Source organism: Kosakonia pseudosacchari (assembly GCF_900184035.1).
In the GTDB taxonomy this organism is placed as follows: Bacteria; Pseudomonadota; Gammaproteobacteria; order Enterobacterales; family Enterobacteriaceae; genus Kosakonia; species Kosakonia pseudosacchari.
Window position 1 is genome coordinate 231,790 of the sequence record NZ_FXWP01000025.1, and the last position, 15,293, is coordinate 247,082.

Consider the following 15,293-nt stretch of genomic DNA (forward strand, 5'->3'; position numbering starts at 1 on the left):
AGGGAGTCGGTGTCATGACACAGCTTGAGTTTCTCCGTCGCCGCCAGGCATTGTTGGCGCAGATGGTTCCGGGCAGCGCGGCGCTAATTTTTGCCGCACCGGAAGCCACCCGCAGCGCAGACAGTGAATATCCGTATCGTCAGCACAGCGATTTCTGGTATTTCACCGGTTTTAACGAGCCGGAAGCGGTGCTGGTGCTGATCAAAAGTGATGACACCCACAACCACAGTGTGCTGTTTAACCGCGTGCGCGACAAAACCGCCGAAATCTGGTTTGGTCGTCGCCTTGGCCAGGAAGCCGCGCCGGAAAAGCTGGGTGTCGATCGCGCACTGGCTTTTCCGGATATCAACGAACATCTTTATCAATTGCTTAACGGTCTCGACGCCGTGTACCACGCGCAGGGTGAATTCGACTATGCCGACACCATTGTGTTTACCGCGCTGGACAAGTTGCGCAAAGGCTCGCGTCAAAATCTGCTTGCGCCGCCAACGTTAACCGACTGGCGGCCAATGGTGCATGAAATGCGCCTGTTTAAATCTGCCGAAGAGATAGACGCGATGCGTCGCGCCGGGGAGATCTCCGCGCTGGCGCATACCCGCGCGATGCAGGTTTGTCGTCCGGGGATGTTTGAATATCAGCTTGAAGGTGAAATCCAGCACGAGTTTAACCGCCACGGCGCGCGTTTTCCCTCCTATAACACCATCGTGGGTTCCGGCGTGAACGGTTGCATTCTGCATTACACGGAAAATGAGAGCCAGATGCGTGATGGCGATCTGGTGCTGATTGATGCCGGTTGTGAATACCAGGGATATGCCGGTGATATCACTCGCACCTTCCCGGTAAACGGCAAATTCAGCCCGGCGCAACGCGAAATCTACGATATCGTGCTGGCCTCGCTGGAACGTGCCCTTGTGCTTTTCCGTCCGGGCACGTCCATCCAGGAAGTGACCGGTGAAGTGGTGCGCATCATGATTACCGGGCTGGTGAAGCTCGGCATTCTGAAAGGTGAAGTCGATGAGCTGGTGGAAAAAAACGCGCATCGTCCGTTTTTCATGCACGGCTTAAGCCACTGGCTCGGATTGGATGTGCACGATGTTGGTGTCTATGGCAAAGATCGCTCGCGTGAACTGGCACCTGGTATGGTGCTGACGGTGGAACCGGGCCTCTATATCGCACCGGATGCCGATGTGCCGGAGCAGTATCGCGGTATTGGTATTCGTATTGAAGATGACATCGTCATTACTGAAGACGGCAACGAAAACCTGACCGCCAGCGTCGTGAAAACCGCTGACGAGATTGAGGCGCTGATGGCGGCATCACGTTCATGAGTGTGATTATCGTTGGCGGTGGCATGGCTGGCGCAACACTTGCGCTGGCTATTTCTCATCTTACTCAGGGCAAATTACCCGTTCATCTGGTAGAAGCCAGCGTACCTGGCGCGTCCACGCATCCGGGATTTGACGCCCGCGCCATTGCGTTAGCGGCAGGCACGTGCCAGCAACTGGCGCGTATCGGCATCTGGCAAGCCATTGCCGCCTGCGCCACGCCGATTTCGACGGTTCATGTCAGCGATCGCGGCCATGCAGGCTTTGTCACGCTGGATGCGCAGGATTACCACCTCGATGCGCTTGGCTACGTTGTCGAACTGCACGACGTTGGGCAGCGGCTGTTCACGTTATTGCAAAATGCGCCCGGCGTGACGCTGCATTGCCCGGCGAAAGTTAGCGCGGTTGCCCGTGATGAGCAGCAGGTGAGCGTAACGCTGGAAAGCGGTGAAAGTATCATCGGTCAATTGTTGGTGGCGGCAGACGGCTCCCGTTCACGCATTGGTCAGCAACTGGGTGTGGACTGGCAGCAAGCGCCTTATCACCAGGCGGCGGTTATCGCCAACGTCACCACCTCTGTGGCGCATCAGGGGCGGGCGTTTGAGCGTTTTACCGAGCATGGCCCGCTGGCGATATTACCGATGTCACAAGGTCGCTGTTCGCTGGTGTGGTGTCATCCGCTGGAAAAACAGCAGCAGGTAGCCGCCTGGTCTGACGAACGTTTCTGCCTCGAGTTACAAAAGGCCTTTGGCTGGCGACTCGGGCGCATTCTGCATGTGGGCAAACGCAGCGTTTACCCGCTGACGCTGACCGCGGCCGCTTCGCCTGTCTCGCACCGCGCGGTGCTGGTCGGCAATGCCGCGCAAACGCTGCATCCAATCGCCGGGCAGGGTTTTAACCTCGGCATGCGCGATGTGATGACGCTGGCGGAAACGCTGGCTGAAGCGTGGGCGGCGCAGCGAGATGTTGGTTACTACCCCGTGTTGACGGGCTACCGCGATCGCCGCCATGCGGATAAAAAAGCCACCATCGGCGTTACCGATGGGCTGGTGCATCTGTTTGCCAATCACTGGATACCGTTGGTCGTCGGGCGTAATGCCGGGCTGATGGCGATGGAATTATTTACCCCCGCGCGCGATGCGCTGGCGCAGCGTACCCTCGGTTGGGTTGCCCGTTAAAGACAAAAGGAGCGAAGAGTGCAGAGTGTTGATGTTGCGATTGTCGGCGGCGGTATGGTCGGGTTGGCGCTGGCCTGTGGTTTACAGGGCAGCGGGTTGCGCGTGGCGGTGCTGGAGCAGAATGAACCGGCACCGCTGGCGGAAGATGCTCCCCCGGCGCTGCGCGTGTCAGCGATTAATGCTGCCAGTGAAAAGTTACTGACGCACCTTGGCGTCTGGTCAAATATTATTGCCCAACGTGCCGGGCGTTATCACGGCATGGAAGTGTGGGACAAAGACAGTTTTGGCCGCATCGCGTTTGACGACCAGAGCATGGGCTACAGCCATCTTGGTTACATTATTGAAAATGCGGTGATCCACCAGGCGCTGTGGGATAAAGCCCGGCAGTGCAAGGACGTTACCCTTATGGCTCCGGCTGAGTTGCAGCAGGTGGCGTGGGGCGAAAACGAGGCGTTTCTGACTTTAAAAGATGGCACCATGCTCACTGCACGGCTGGTGGTTGGCGCAGATGGCGCAAACTCCTGGCTGCGTAACAAGGCCGACATTCCGCTGACATTCTGGGATTACCATCATCATGCGCTTGTGGCGACCATTCGCACCGATGAGCCGCATCAGGCGGTGGCGCGCCAGGTATTTGGTAACGATGGCATTCTCGCTTTTCTGCCGCTTAACGATCCGCATTTATGCTCCATTGTCTGGTCGCTGCCGCCAGAGCAGGCGAAAGCCATGCAGCAAGCGAGTGAGGAAGCATTCAACCAGGCGCTGTGTATGGCGTTCGATAACCGTCTTGGGCTGTGCCGCGTTGAGAGTGAACGTCAGGTATATCCGCTCACCGGACGCTATGCGCGCCAGTTTGCCGGACACCGTCTGGCGCTGGTTGGCGATGCTGCGCACACCATTCATCCGCTGGCGGGGCAGGGTGTTAACCTTGGCTTTATGGATGTCGCGGAGTTGATAACCGAGCTGAAGCGCCTGAGCCGCGAAGGTAAAGACATTGGTCAGCATCTCTATTTGCGCCGCTATGAGCGCAGCCGCAAACACAGCGCGGCGTTGATGCTGGCCGGAATGCAGGGTTTTCGCGAACTCTTCTCGGGTGCAAACCCGGCGAAAAAGCTGCTGCGTGATATCGGCCTGAAACTGGCAGATACCCTTCCCGGTGTGAAAACCCGTTTGTTACGCCAGGCGATGGGGCTCAACGATCTGCCTGAGTGGTTACGTTAACTGCGTCACACTTTCCCTTCCCGGTCCCGGGAAGGGATGCCTCCTCCTCATTTGAAATATTCTAATTTCACCTCATTTTTCGGATTAGATTTTCTCATGTCGCGTTTTTTTCTTTTCGGGAAAATCCTCTCTTTTGCAGAGTGAAATGCTGCAATCTCTTCTCCGTTGTCGGTAATGCTGATTTTTAATGAAAGGTGAATCGTTTTTCACCAGAATAATACTCTGATGGCATTTTGTGCGTGATGGGTCATAAGCTAATGTGATGGACCATTTTTCTTTATGGTTAAGCTCTGCTTTCGGTGATAAGTTCAGGCCAAAGAGAACGTTTGCGTCGACGTCGTAAAACGGTGTCGGCACCAGTTGTTTTGGCGCAAATTACGCCGCTGAAAAACGTGATAGCTCAGCTTATTCGACGAGGAAAAGATGGCTCAGCAGACCCCTTTGTATGAACAACACACTCTAAACGGCGCCCGCATGGTGGATTTTCATGGCTGGATGATGCCGCTGCATTACGGCTCTCAAATCGATGAACACCACGCGGTGCGCACCGATGCCGGAATGTTTGATGTGTCGCACATGACCATCGTCGATCTCAAAGGCAGCCGCACCCGGGAGTTTCTGCGGTATTTGTTGGCAAACGACGTCGCCAAACTCACGAAGCCCGGTAAAGCGCTCTACACCGGCATGCTAAATGCCTCGGGCGGCGTAATTGATGACTTAATCGTCTACTACTTCACTGAAGATTTTTTCCGCCTCGTTGTAAACTCCGCCACCCGCGAAAAAGACCTCTCCTGGATTTCCCAACACGCTGAACCTTATGCCATCGACATCACTGTGCGTGATGATCTGTCGCTGATCGCGGTACAAGGCCCGAACGCGCAGGCGAAAGCCGCCAGCCTGTTTACTGACGAGCAGCGTCACGCCGTTGAAGGTATGAAACCATTCTTTGGCGTGGAAACCGGTGATCTGTTCATTGCGACCACCGGTTATACCGGCGAAGCAGGGTATGAAATTGCGCTGCCCAATGAAAAAGCGGCCAGCTTCTGGCAAGCGCTGGTCAATGCGGGCGTGAAACCTTGCGGCCTTGGCGCACGCGATACGCTGCGTCTGGAAGCGGGTATGAACCTGTACGGTCAGGAGATGGATGAAGGTATCTCTCCGCTGGCCGCCAATATGGGCTGGACGATCGCCTGGGAGCCGCAGGATCGTGAATTTATTGGTCGTGAAGCGCTGGAACTGCAACGCGAAAAAGGCACCGAACAGCTGGTTGGCCTGGTGATGACGGAAAAAGGCGTATTGCGTAATGAACTGCCGGTGCACTTCACCGATGCGCAAGGCAATGTGCAAAAAGGCGTGATCACCAGCGGTACGTTCTCGCCAACGCTCGGCTACAGTATTGCACTGGCACGTGTTCCGGCGGGGATCGGCGAAAATGCTGTTGTACAGATCCGCAACCGCGAAATGCCGGTGAAAGTCACTAAACCTGTTTTTGTACGCGCTGGTAAACCCGTCGCGTAATCTTTTTATCTGGAGAGAATGAAATGAGCAACGTACCAGGCGAACTGAAATACAGCAAAGAACATGAGTGGCTGCGCAAAGAAGCGGACGGCACTTACACCGTTGGCATCACCGAACATGCGCAAGAACTGCTGGGCGATATGGTGTTTGTCGATCTGCCGGAAGCGGGCGCGACCGTCAGCGCGGGCGATGATTGCGCCGTTGCCGAATCGGTAAAAGCGGCTTCTGATATCTACGCGCCAATCAGCGGTGAAATTGTGGCGGTTAATGATCAACTGGCCGATTCGCCGGAGCTGGTCAACAGCGAGCCGTATGGCGAAGGCTGGATTTTCAAAATTAAAGCCAGCGACGAAGCCGAAGTTGCCGCGCTGCTGGATGCGACAGCGTACGCCGCGCTGCTCGAAGACGAGTAAATACGCCTCATCCTTCGCGTGGCAGGCGCGTTGGCTTCCACGCATTCCCGGGCGCTTACTGATGTCAGCGGCCGGGGATGTGCTGCGTCGCCGCCTTCCTGCAATGCGAAGGGCTTAGCATATTCAGGTAATTTCCAAATACGATTCACTGCACGTTTCAGGAACCATCGCTCATGACACAGACTTTAAGCCAGCTTGAAAACCGTGGCGCTTTCATTGGACGTCACATTGGGCCGGATGCTCAGCAACAGCAGGAGATGCTGAACACAGTTGGCGCGGATTCGTTAAACGCACTGATTGGCCAGATCGTGCCAAAAGACATCCAGCTTGCCACTCCGCCGCAGGTTGGGGAATCGACCACTGAGTTCGCTGCCCTGGCCGAGCTGAAAGCGATTGCCAGCCGCAACAAGCGCTTTAAGTCTTACATTGGCATGGGCTACACCGCCGTGCAGTTGCCGCCGGTTATTCTGCGCAACATGCTGGAAAATCCAGGCTGGTACACCGCCTACACCCCGTATCAGCCGGAAGTGTCGCAGGGCCGCCTTGAAGCGCTGCTCAACTTCCAGCAGGTTACGCTCGATCTCACCGGGCTGGATATCGCTTCCGCGTCGTTGCTGGATGAAGCCACCGCCGCAGCTGAAGCGATGGCCATGGCGAAGCGCGTCAGCAAACTGAAAGGCGCCAACCGCTTCTTCGTCGCGGCCGATGTGCATCCGCAAACGCTCGATGTCGTGCGCACTCGCGCCGAAACCTTCGGTTTTGACGTGATTGTTGATGACGCGGCTAAAGTTCTCGATCACCAGGATGTGTTCGGCGTACTGCTCCAGCAGGTCGGCACGACGGGTGAAGTGCATGATTACAGCGCGCTGATTAACGAACTGAAATCCCGCAAAATCGTGGTCAGCGTTGCCGCCGATTTGTTGACGCTGGTGCAACTGACTGCACCAGGTAAACAGGGGGCCGACATTGTGTTTGGCTCCGCGCAACGCTTTGGCGTGCCGATGGGCTACGGTGGCCCGCACGCGGCATTCTTTGCCGCAAAAGATGAATTCAAACGTTCCATGCCAGGCCGCATTATCGGTGTGTCGAAAGATGCCGCCGGCAACACCGCGCTGCGCATGGCGATGCAGACGCGCGAGCAGCATATTCGTCGCGAGAAAGCCAACTCCAACATCTGCACTTCGCAGGTTCTGCTGGCCAATATCGCCAGCTTGTACGCGGTGTTCCATGGTCCGTCCGGGCTGAAACGCATTGCCGGACGTATTCATCGTCTGACCGATATCCTCGCTGCCGGTTTACAACGCGGTGGCCTGAAGCTGCGCCACGCGCACTACTTTGACACCCTGTGTGTTGATGTTGCGGACAAAGCCGCCGTGCTGGCTCGCGCCGAAGCGCAGGAGATTAACCTGCGTAGCGACATTCTTAACGCCGTTGGCATCACGCTGGATGAAACCACCACGCGTGAAGATGTGCAGGTGCTGTTTAACGTGCTGCTGGGCGACAAACATGGTCTGGATATTGATGCGCTGGATAAAGAGGTCGCGCTTGATAGCCGTTCCATCCCGCAGAGTATGCTGCGTGAAGACGCTTTCCTGACGCACCCGGTGTTTAATCGCTATCACAGCGAAACCGAGATGATGCGTTATATGCATTTGCTGGAGCGTAAAGATCTGGCGCTCAACCAGGCGATGATCCCACTGGGCTCCTGCACCATGAAACTGAACGCGGCGGCGGAAATGATCCCCATCACCTGGCCGGAATTCGCGGAACTGCACCCGTTCTGCCCGCCGGAACAGGCTGAGGGCTATCACCAGATGATCGCTCAGCTCTCTGACTGGTTGGTAAAACTGACCGGTTATGATGCGCTCTGCATGCAGCCGAACTCCGGCGCGCAGGGCGAATACGCCGGTTTGCTGGCGATTCGTCACTACCATGAAAGCCGCAACGAAGGTCACCGCGACATCTGTCTGATCCCAAGTTCTGCGCACGGTACTAACCCGGCATCGGCACAGATGGCGGGGATGCAGGTTGTGGTGGTTGCTTGTGATAAAAACGGCAATATCGATCTGGCTGATTTGCGCGCGAAAGCGGAGCAGGCGGGCGATAACCTCTCCTGCATCATGGTGACGTACCCGTCCACCCACGGTGTGTATGAAGAGACCATTCGCGAAGTGTGTGAAGTGGTGCATCAGTTTGGCGGTCAGGTTTACCTGGATGGCGCGAACATGAATGCGCAGGTGGGTATCACGTCGCCGGGCTTTATCGGCGCGGATGTGTCGCACCTCAACCTGCATAAAACCTTCTGCATTCCGCACGGCGGTGGCGGTCCGGGCATGGGGCCGATTGGCGTGAAAGCGCATCTGGCACCGTTTGTACCGGGTCACAGTGTGGTGCAGATTGAAGGGATGCTCACCCGTCAGGGCGCGGTCTCTGCGGCGCCGTTTGGCAGCGCGTCGATTCTGCCGATCAGCTGGATGTATATCCGCATGATGGGCGCAGAAGGGCTGAAACAAGCGAGTCAGGTGGCGATCCTTAATGCCAACTATATCGCCAGCCGTCTGAAAGAGGCTTTCCCGGTGCTGTATACCGGTCGCGATGGTCGCGTTGCGCACGAGTGTATTCTCGACATTCGCCCGCTGAAAGAAGAGACCGGCATCAGCGAACTGGATATCGCTAAGCGCCTGATCGATTACGGTTTCCATGCGCCAACCATGTCTTTCCCGGTGGCCGGTACGTTGATGGTTGAACCGACCGAATCGGAGAGCAAAGTCGAACTGGATCGCTTTATCGATGCCATGCTGGCGATTCGTGCGGAAATCGAACGTGTGAAACAGGGTGAGTGGACGCTGGAAGATAACCCGCTGGTTAACGCACCGCACACGCAGAATGAGCTGGTGGCTGAGTGGAATCACGATTACACCCGCGAACTGGCTGTGTTCCCGGCAGGTTTTGCCAACAAATACTGGCCGACCGTGAAGCGTCTGGACGATGTGTACGGCGACCGTAACCTGTTCTGTTCCTGCGTGCCGATGAGCGAATATCAGTAATGCGCTGATTCGGCTATCTTTTAAGGGCGCTTCGGCGCCCTTTTACTTTTCAGGAGAACCAGATGGCGATTGCATTAGTGACCGGTGGCAGCCGGGGAATTGGCCGCGCAACCGCGCTGCTGCTGGCACAAGAAGGCTACACCGTTGCCGTTAATTATCACCGCAACAAGTCTGCTGCCGACGACGTGGTGGCGGAAATCAGCGCGCAGGGTGGGCATGCGTTCGCAGTACAGGCCGATATCAGCGATGAAGCGCAGGTACAGGCTATGTTCGCGTCTCTTGATGAAAAACCGGAACCGCTTACCGCGTTGGTCAATAATGCCGGGATCCTGTTTCAGCAGAGCCGGGTTGAGCAACTGAGCGCAGAACGCATTAATCGCGTGCTGGCGACCAACGTGACGGGCTATTTCCTCTGCTGTCGTGAAGCGGTAAAACGGATGTCCACCCAACACGGTGGGCACGGCGGCGCGATTGTTAATGTTTCCTCGGCGGCGGCGCGTCTCGGCTCGCCCGGCGAATACGTCGATTATGCGGCGTCAAAAGGGGCCGTCGATACGCTCACAACCGGGCTGGCTCTGGAAGTTGCGGCGAACGGTATCCGCGTGAATGGTGTGCGTCCGGGTTTTATCTACACAGAGATGCATGCCAGCGGCGGTGAGCCCGGGCGTGTGGACCGGGTGAGCAGCGCGATCCCGATGCGGCGCGGTGGGCAACCGGAAGAAGTGGCGCAGGGCATTGTCTGGTTGTTGAGTGACAAAGCGTCGTATGTTACCGGCAGTTTTCTCGATTTAGCCGGCGGCAGATAAACACTCCTCTCCCGTCAGGGAGAGGAGTTTACCGTGTCAAAGATTTTCGCCGTTGCTGGCAATCACTTCTTTGTACCAGTTAAAGCTCTTTTTACGGGAGCGCGACATGTCGCCGGTGCCGTCATCGTGCTTGTTCACGTAGATAAAGCCGTAGCGTTTGCTGTACTGGCCGGTGGTAAAAGAGACGCAGTCGATACAGCCCCACGGGGTGTAACCCATCAGATCCACGCCGTCGTGGGTCACCGCTTTGATCATTTCTTTGACGTGCGCGCGCAGGTAATCGATGCGGTAATCGTCATTGATGCTGCCGTCGGCTTCGACGTTGTCGTACGCGCCAAAACCGTTTTCGACGATAAACAGCGGTTTCTGGTAGCGTTCATACAGCTCGCATAACGCATAGCGCAGGCCAACCGGATCAATCTGCCAGCCCCAGTCAGACGCTTTAACATGCGGGTTAGGGACGCTGCCCTGGAAACCGGAGAGTGCATCGCCAGCGCCGCCCTCCGCTTTCACCGCGTTGGTCATGTAATAGCTAAAGCCGAGGTAATCGCAGCAACCTTCGCGCAGAATCGCCTCGTCACCAGCTTCCATGCGGATGGTAAAACCACGCCGTTCCCATTCGTTCAGCACATAAGAAGGGTAGTAGCCACGCAGTTGGACATCGGTAAAGACATAACGCTCACGCATTGACTCCTGCGCGTACATCACATCGTCCGGCTTACAGGAGAAGGGATACAGCGGCACCATTGCCAGCATGCAGCCAATTTTCATTTCCGGGTTAATACGATGGCCGATTTTCACCGCCATGGCGCTGGCCACGAACTGGTGGTGCAGCACCTGATACATGGTCTCTTCGGGGTTTTCATGTTCGGTGTAGACCACGCCGGAACAACAGTAACCAAACAGCGGCGCGCGCCAGTTGCGCTGGTTGTTGATTTCGTTAAAGGTCATCCAGTATTTGACTTTATTCTTGTAGCGCTCGAAAACCACTTCGGCGAAGCGTACAAAAAAATCGACTACTTTACGGTTGGTCCAGCCGCCATATTCCTGCACCAGGTGCAGCGGCATTTCGAAGTGGGACAGCGTGATGACCGGCTCGATATTGTATTTGAGCAACTCATCAAACATGTCGTCGTAAAATTTCAGCCCTTCTTCATTCGGCTGTTGCTCATCGCCCAGCGGGAAGATGCGGGTCCAGGCGATGGAGGTGCGAAAACATTTGAAGCCCATTTCGGCGAACAGTTTGATGTCTTCTTTATAGTGACCATAAAAATCAACGGCTTCGTGGTTCGGGTAATATTTGCCCGCGACGACTTCCTGCGTGATTTCACGCGGAACGCCGTGCGCGCCGCCTGTCAGGACATCGCAGATGCTCGGGCCTTTGCCGCCTTTATTCCAGCCGCCTTCAACCTGGTGAGCGGCAACCGCGCCGCCCCATAAAAAGTCTTTCGGTAAGGTCAATTTTTTCATTGTTACTATTCCCGTTATATTGGCTGATAACGAGTCTAACAAAGGCGAATTAAATGTCACGATATAACAAATTGCCGCTGGGGTAATTTGTTACACCGAAAAAACACACTGTTTTTTTATGCTATTTTCTTCGCCAGTTTACGTCCCAGCGATTCGAGAATATAAATAACAGGAATTTGCGTAGTAATATCGTAGCCGCCGCTAATGCGCATTTGCGGCACATGCCAGGAGATATTAAAGTCCGCCAGTTTTGCCAGTCGGGAGTGTTCGTGGCTGGTGATCGACAGTACTTTGCAATGGTGCAGGCTGAACTGGCTGGCGAAGCGCAGGATCTCTTCCGTCTCACCTGAAACCGAAAGGACAATTGCCAGTGCGTTTTTAGCCATATCATTGGTGACCGGGAAATAAGGATCATCGATATGGTTACTGAATTTACCGATATTTGAGAAGAATCTTGCGCCATATTTCGCCAGCGCACCCGATGTGCCAGCGCCGACAAATATAATGCGCTCGGAAGATAATATGATATCAACAGTGTTATCTAATAATTTATCAAACTCGTCATTGTTAACGCTTTTAAAAAAACTGATCACTTCGCTGGCGCCAAAATTCGCTTGCGGCGGCTCATTCTGCTCTAAATATAATTTAAAACGCACACGGAATTCCGAGTAGCCTTCACAGTTGAGCTTGCGGCAAAAGCGCAACACGGTCGTGGTGGAGACGCCCGCCGCATCGGCCAGCTCACGAATGGTCATGTACATCACTTTGTCGCGATTTTTGATGACAAAGTTGTAAACCAACATCTCCAGAGTATTCAGGCTGGCGATGGCGGAGTGAGTAAACATTGTCACGGCGATATCCTTTGCTTGCGGTAAACGTAGCCCAATGCCACCCGGCAGGCTTTTTGCGTGCTCACATGCTGCCATAACTCCGGCACTGTTTCCCTGACTTTCGCATTCATGGCATGCAGCCTACGTCATGAAACATTCATCAACGATATTTATTTTAGCGTACAGGTGTGCACTGGAATCATTCTCAGTTACTCTAGTGTTGCGACGTTTTTTTGAGTTTTCCCGGAGTTACCATGGTTAAGAAACCTTTATTCGCACAGGGATACACACTGGCAGAGGAAATTGCTAACAGCATCAGCCACGGTATCGGGCTGGTGTTCGGTATTGTCGGCCTGGTATTGTTGCTGGTTCAGGCGGTAGACAGCAACGCCAGTATGACGGCGATTACCAGCTACGCGCTTTATGGCGGCAGTATGATCCTGCTGTTTCTCGCCTCCACGCTGTACCATGCGATTCCGCACCAGCGCGCAAAAAGATGGTTAAAGAAATTTGACCACTGCGCCATTTATCTGCTGATTGCCGGAACCTATACGCCTTTTTTACTGGTCGGGCTGGATTCACCGCTGGCGCGTGGGCTGATGATTGTTATCTGGAGCCTCGCCTTATTGGGGATCCTGTTTAAGCTCACCATTGCGCACCGGTTCAAGGTGTTGTCGCTGGTGACATACCTGACAATGGGCTGGCTGTCATTGATTGTGATTTATCAGCTTGCGACACGGTTATCGGTGGGCGGCGTGACGCTGCTGGCTGTCGGCGGGCTGGTGTACTCGCTGGGCGTCATTTTCTACGTCTGTAAACGTATTCCCTATAATCACGCGATCTGGCACGGCTTTGTGCTGGGTGGCAGCGTGTGTCACTTCCTGGCGATCTATTTGTATGTCGGACAAGTTTAAGCAGTAGTGCCGGGCGGCTTTTGCCAGCCCGGCTATAGCATGGCAGTTGTTTTAACGCGGATTATTCTTCTTCCAGCGAGTAGGGCAGCGGCTCGATGCTTAATGTATTGGCATCGTCGCGTACGCGGAACACGCTGTTTGGTTCCATGTCATTATTCATCACGACCTGAACCAGCACGCGGCCGTCATCTAACTGAGTGGATGCCAGCACCGTACCGGTGCGACGCCAGTTTTCACCCATTTTTAGCTCAAGATCTTCACCCGCTTCCGGCGTGCGGCTGGCAGCGCCTGCCAGGTACCACAGCGCACGCTTGTTGGCACCACGGAATTTCGCGCGAGCAACCATTTCTTGCCCGGTATAACACCCTTTTTTGAAGCTGATGCCGCCCAACGCCTGCAGGTTGGTTGCCTGCGGAATGAATTGCGCGCTGTTTGGCTCATCAATCACGGGTAACCCGGCTTCGATATTTAGCGCCAGCCACTGTTGGCTGTTGTTAAGCTGCGCTTCACCACGTAGTTTTTCCGTCACCTGTTCTGCCGTTGCGACATCAGTAACCAGCAGGAAACGCTCGCCCGGATGTTCAAACCACAGGAGAGTTGTTTCCCCTTCCTGCACAACCTGCTTTTCGCTGTCCGGCAGCGTTGTGAAGAGATTAGCCAGCGCGGCGCGAGCCTGAAAACCAGCAACGCCCAGCAGCACATGTTCGTCATCTGCGGCGATAGTGACTTTTGAGAAAACGGCGTACTTTTTCAGTTCACGAAGTTGCGATTCACGCACGCTGCGGCGCAAAATCCAGGCAAACCCTTCCTGATAGTGAAACAACCGCATATTGCTCCACATTTTGCCTTTAGAATCGCAATGCGCCGCCAGCAGATGCTGATCTGCTGCCATTTTCGACACGTCAGCAGTGACCTGGCCCTGCAGGTATTTCTCGCTATCCGCACCGGTAATGGTTGCCAGCGCCCAGTCATCGAGCGTCATAAGCGTCAGCGGCAGACGGGCAGATGCGGTCGGCTGGCGCGGAGGAAATGGAGTAAAAGCCATAATAATGTCCTGATTAGCTTAACGCTGTGTTGGTACTTAATGGTAAAAGAGCCATTGTTCAATGCAAGCGATAAAGCATGCGATTTGTGCCATTGTGCGAGCATTGCGAGGCTGCTACGCAGCACTGTGATAATTTTGCAGACGATGCGATTTATTCTGGAAGCAGGTCCGGGAAGCTAAATATTCCGCAAAAGGAATATTAAAAGCACGTTACAATAGGCCCTCATGCCTATGAAGGGAGAAGAACATGGATATTAATAATAAAGCCCGTATCCATTGGGCCTGTCGCCGCGGAATGCGCGAACTCGATATCTCCATCATGCCTTTTTTTGAACACGAGTACGACTCGCTCAGTGACCACGACAAACAGGTGTTTGTGCGTCTGCTGGAGAGTGATGATCCGGATTTATTCAACTGGTTGATGAATCATGGCAAACCCCAGGACGCGGAGTTGCAGCGAATGGTGCAGTTAATTCAGACACGGAATCGGGATCGTGGTCCTGTGGCAATCTGATTTACGCGTCTCATGGCGCGCGCAATGGATTTCGTTATTACTGCACGGGCTGGTGGCGGCGTTCATTCTTTTTATGCCCTGGCCGTTGAGCTATACGCCGCTATGGCTTTTGCTGCTGTCGCTGGTGGTTTTTGACTGCGTGCGCAGCCAGCGGCGGATCAACGCCTGCCACGGAGAGATCAAACTGCTGATGGATTCCCGCCTGCGCTGGCAAGGTGTGGAGTGGGATATTATCGGTACACCCTGGATGATCCGCGGCGGCATGATGCTGCGATTACGCCGTGCGGAAGACGGGCGGCGCCAGCATTTATGGCTGGCGGCAGACAGTATGGATTCGCAGGAGTGGCGCGATCTACGCCGGATGATCACCCAAAATCCGGCGCAGGGGCTACATTAAGGCGGGGATGGCTCAGCCGAGCCGTTCCGCCATTTCCGTCAGTATTTGCTCGCACCAGCCTTGAATACGTTCATCGCTTAGATCGTACTGATTGGTCTCATCCAGCGCCAGTCCGACAAAGAGCTGCCCATCGGCAATGACCGGTTTTTTACTGGTAAATTCATAGCCTTCTGTCGGCCAGTAACCAATGAATGTCGCCCCTTTGGGGGCCAGTTTGTCGTGGAGCATGCCGAGTGCGTCGAGGAACCATTCGCCGTAACCGAGCTGATCGCCCATGCCATACAGCGCGATGATTTTTCCGTCGAGATTGAGGTTATCAAGCTGATCCCAAACCGCTTCCCAGTCTTCCTGCAGCTCGCCGAAATCCCAGGTTGGAATGCCCAGAATAAGCGCGTCGTACTGTTCCATCAGGGCGGGAGCATCATCTTTCAGGTTGTGCAGCGTCACCAGTTCCGGGCCGATAATATCGCGGATTTTTTCTGCCGCCATCTCGGTGTAGCAGGTGCTGGAACCGTAAAACAGACCGATATTCATAACGTAAACTTCTCGATTCTTGATGTGTCTTTTTACGCAGTGTACCAGAATCGTCCATCAATCAGGCATAATGCAGCGTTT

At 54.8% G+C, this 15,293-nt stretch carries 14 protein-coding genes; 10 read left to right on the forward strand and 4 right to left on the reverse strand.

Annotation, left to right across the window (positions count from 1 at the left end; all coding sequences use genetic code 11):
- Positions 1 to 14 precede the first annotated feature (14 nt).
- The 7 genes from pepP (at position 15) to BN2591_RS19710 (ending at position 9,508) form a co-directional block, all read left to right on the forward strand.
- Positions 15 to 1,328: a Xaa-Pro aminopeptidase gene (gene pepP, locus BN2591_RS19680; RefSeq protein WP_086873518.1), complete on the forward strand. Its 1,314-nt coding sequence runs from the start codon at positions 15 to 17 to the stop codon at positions 1,326 to 1,328.
- The gene (gene ubiH, locus BN2591_RS19685; RefSeq protein WP_086873519.1) at positions 1,325 to 2,503 is read left to right on the forward strand and encodes a 2-octaprenyl-6-methoxyphenyl hydroxylase; all 1,179 of its coding nucleotides are present in this window, start codon (positions 1,325 to 1,327) and stop codon (positions 2,501 to 2,503) included. Before pepP ends, ubiH begins: the two co-directional genes overlap by 4 nt.
- Positions 2,504 to 2,521: 18 nt before the next feature.
- Entirely contained in the window at positions 2,522 to 3,724 is a 1,203-nt protein-coding gene (gene ubiI, locus BN2591_RS19690; RefSeq protein WP_086873520.1) for an FAD-dependent 2-octaprenylphenol hydroxylase, read from the forward strand.
- A gap of 423 nt (positions 3,725 to 4,147) precedes the next feature.
- Positions 4,148 to 5,242, forward strand: a complete 1,095-nt coding sequence (gcvT, locus tag BN2591_RS19695; RefSeq protein ID WP_017457608.1) for a glycine cleavage system aminomethyltransferase GcvT — start codon at positions 4,148 to 4,150, stop codon at positions 5,240 to 5,242.
- 23 nt (positions 5,243 to 5,265) lie between these two features.
- Positions 5,266 to 5,655, forward strand: coding sequence for a glycine cleavage system protein GcvH (gene gcvH / locus BN2591_RS19700; RefSeq protein WP_086873521.1), 390 nt, complete (start codon positions 5,266 to 5,268; stop codon positions 5,653 to 5,655).
- A 173-nt stretch (positions 5,656 to 5,828) separates the two neighbouring features.
- The gene (gene gcvP / locus BN2591_RS19705; RefSeq protein ID WP_086873522.1) at positions 5,829 to 8,702 is read left to right on the forward strand and encodes an aminomethyl-transferring glycine dehydrogenase; all 2,874 of its coding nucleotides are present in this window, start codon (positions 5,829 to 5,831) and stop codon (positions 8,700 to 8,702) included.
- Between the two features lie 62 nt (positions 8,703 to 8,764).
- Positions 8,765 to 9,508: an SDR family oxidoreductase gene (locus BN2591_RS19710; RefSeq protein ID WP_086873523.1), complete on the forward strand. Its 744-nt coding sequence runs from the start codon at positions 8,765 to 8,767 to the stop codon at positions 9,506 to 9,508.
- A gap of 36 nt (positions 9,509 to 9,544) precedes the next feature.
- Here the strand turns inward: BN2591_RS19710 and BN2591_RS19715 are convergent, their stop codons facing one another.
- Both BN2591_RS19715 and BN2591_RS19720 read right to left on the reverse strand, forming a co-directional pair.
- Complete coding sequence (locus tag BN2591_RS19715; RefSeq protein WP_086873524.1) at positions 9,545 to 10,978, reverse strand: 6-phospho-beta-glucosidase; 1,434 nt, start codon at positions 10,976 to 10,978, stop codon at positions 9,545 to 9,547.
- Positions 10,979 to 11,094: 116 nt separating this feature from the next.
- The gene (locus BN2591_RS19720) at positions 11,095 to 11,823 is read right to left on the reverse strand and encodes a MurR/RpiR family transcriptional regulator (protein WP_086873857.1); all 729 of its coding nucleotides are present in this window, start codon (positions 11,821 to 11,823) and stop codon (positions 11,095 to 11,097) included.
- 239 nt (positions 11,824 to 12,062) lie between these two features.
- Between BN2591_RS19720 and trhA the strand changes: the two genes are divergently transcribed.
- Complete coding sequence (trhA, locus tag BN2591_RS19725) at positions 12,063 to 12,722, forward strand: PAQR family membrane homeostasis protein TrhA (protein ID WP_086873525.1); 660 nt, start codon at positions 12,063 to 12,065, stop codon at positions 12,720 to 12,722.
- A gap of 61 nt (positions 12,723 to 12,783) precedes the next feature.
- Here trhA and ygfZ read toward each other — a convergent pair whose 3' ends face one another.
- Entirely contained in the window at positions 12,784 to 13,767 is a 984-nt protein-coding gene (ygfZ, locus tag BN2591_RS19730) for a tRNA-modifying protein YgfZ (protein WP_086873526.1), read from the reverse strand.
- 247 nt (positions 13,768 to 14,014) lie between these two features.
- Here ygfZ and sdhE point away from each other — a divergent pair, with 247 nt between their 5' ends.
- Positions 14,015 to 14,281 carry an FAD assembly factor SdhE gene (sdhE, locus tag BN2591_RS19735; RefSeq protein WP_017457616.1) on the forward strand — a complete coding sequence of 89 codons (267 nt, stop codon included), beginning with the start codon at positions 14,015 to 14,017 and terminating at the stop codon, positions 14,279 to 14,281.
- A complete protein-coding gene (locus tag BN2591_RS19740) occupies positions 14,262 to 14,678 on the forward strand; it encodes a protein YgfX (RefSeq protein ID WP_086873527.1) in 417 nt (138 codons plus the stop codon). Before sdhE ends, BN2591_RS19740 begins: the two co-directional genes overlap by 20 nt.
- A gap of 12 nt (positions 14,679 to 14,690) precedes the next feature.
- Here BN2591_RS19740 and fldB read toward each other — a convergent pair whose 3' ends face one another.
- On the reverse strand, positions 14,691 to 15,212 hold the full coding sequence (fldB, locus tag BN2591_RS19745) for a flavodoxin FldB (RefSeq protein ID WP_086873528.1): 522 nt from the start codon (positions 15,210 to 15,212) through the stop codon (positions 14,691 to 14,693).
- Between the last annotated feature and the right edge of the window lie 81 nt (positions 15,213 to 15,293).

What these genes read in the sequence shown, in the direction of transcription:
- pepP (WP_086873518.1), top strand. Translation starts at nt 15, where the DNA reads ATGACACAGCTTGAGTTTCTCCGTCGCCGCCAGGCATTGTTGGCGCAG.
- ubiH (WP_086873519.1), top strand. Translation starts at nt 1,325, where the DNA reads ATGAGTGTGATTATCGTTGGCGGTGGCATGGCTGGCGCAACACTTGCG.
- gcvT (WP_017457608.1), top strand. Translation starts at nt 4,148, where the DNA reads ATGGCTCAGCAGACCCCTTTGTATGAACAACACACTCTAAACGGCGCC.
- gcvH (WP_086873521.1), top strand. Translation starts at nt 5,266, where the DNA reads ATGAGCAACGTACCAGGCGAACTGAAATACAGCAAAGAACATGAGTGG.
- gcvP (WP_086873522.1), top strand. Translation starts at nt 5,829, where the DNA reads ATGACACAGACTTTAAGCCAGCTTGAAAACCGTGGCGCTTTCATTGGA.
- BN2591_RS19710 (WP_086873523.1), top strand. Translation starts at nt 8,765, where the DNA reads ATGGCGATTGCATTAGTGACCGGTGGCAGCCGGGGAATTGGCCGCGCA.
- BN2591_RS19715 (WP_086873524.1), bottom strand. Translation starts at nt 10,978, where the DNA reads ATGAAAAAATTGACCTTACCGAAAGACTTTTTATGGGGCGGCGCGGTT.
- BN2591_RS19720 (WP_086873857.1), bottom strand. Translation starts at nt 11,823, where the DNA reads ATGTTTACTCACTCCGCCATCGCCAGCCTGAATACTCTGGAGATGTTG.
- trhA (WP_086873525.1), top strand. Translation starts at nt 12,063, where the DNA reads ATGGTTAAGAAACCTTTATTCGCACAGGGATACACACTGGCAGAGGAA.
- ygfZ (WP_086873526.1), bottom strand. Translation starts at nt 13,767, where the DNA reads ATGGCTTTTACTCCATTTCCTCCGCGCCAGCCGACCGCATCTGCCCGT.
- sdhE (WP_017457616.1), top strand. Translation starts at nt 14,015, where the DNA reads ATGGATATTAATAATAAAGCCCGTATCCATTGGGCCTGTCGCCGCGGA.
- fldB (WP_086873528.1), bottom strand. Translation starts at nt 15,212, where the DNA reads ATGAATATCGGTCTGTTTTACGGTTCCAGCACCTGCTACACCGAGATG.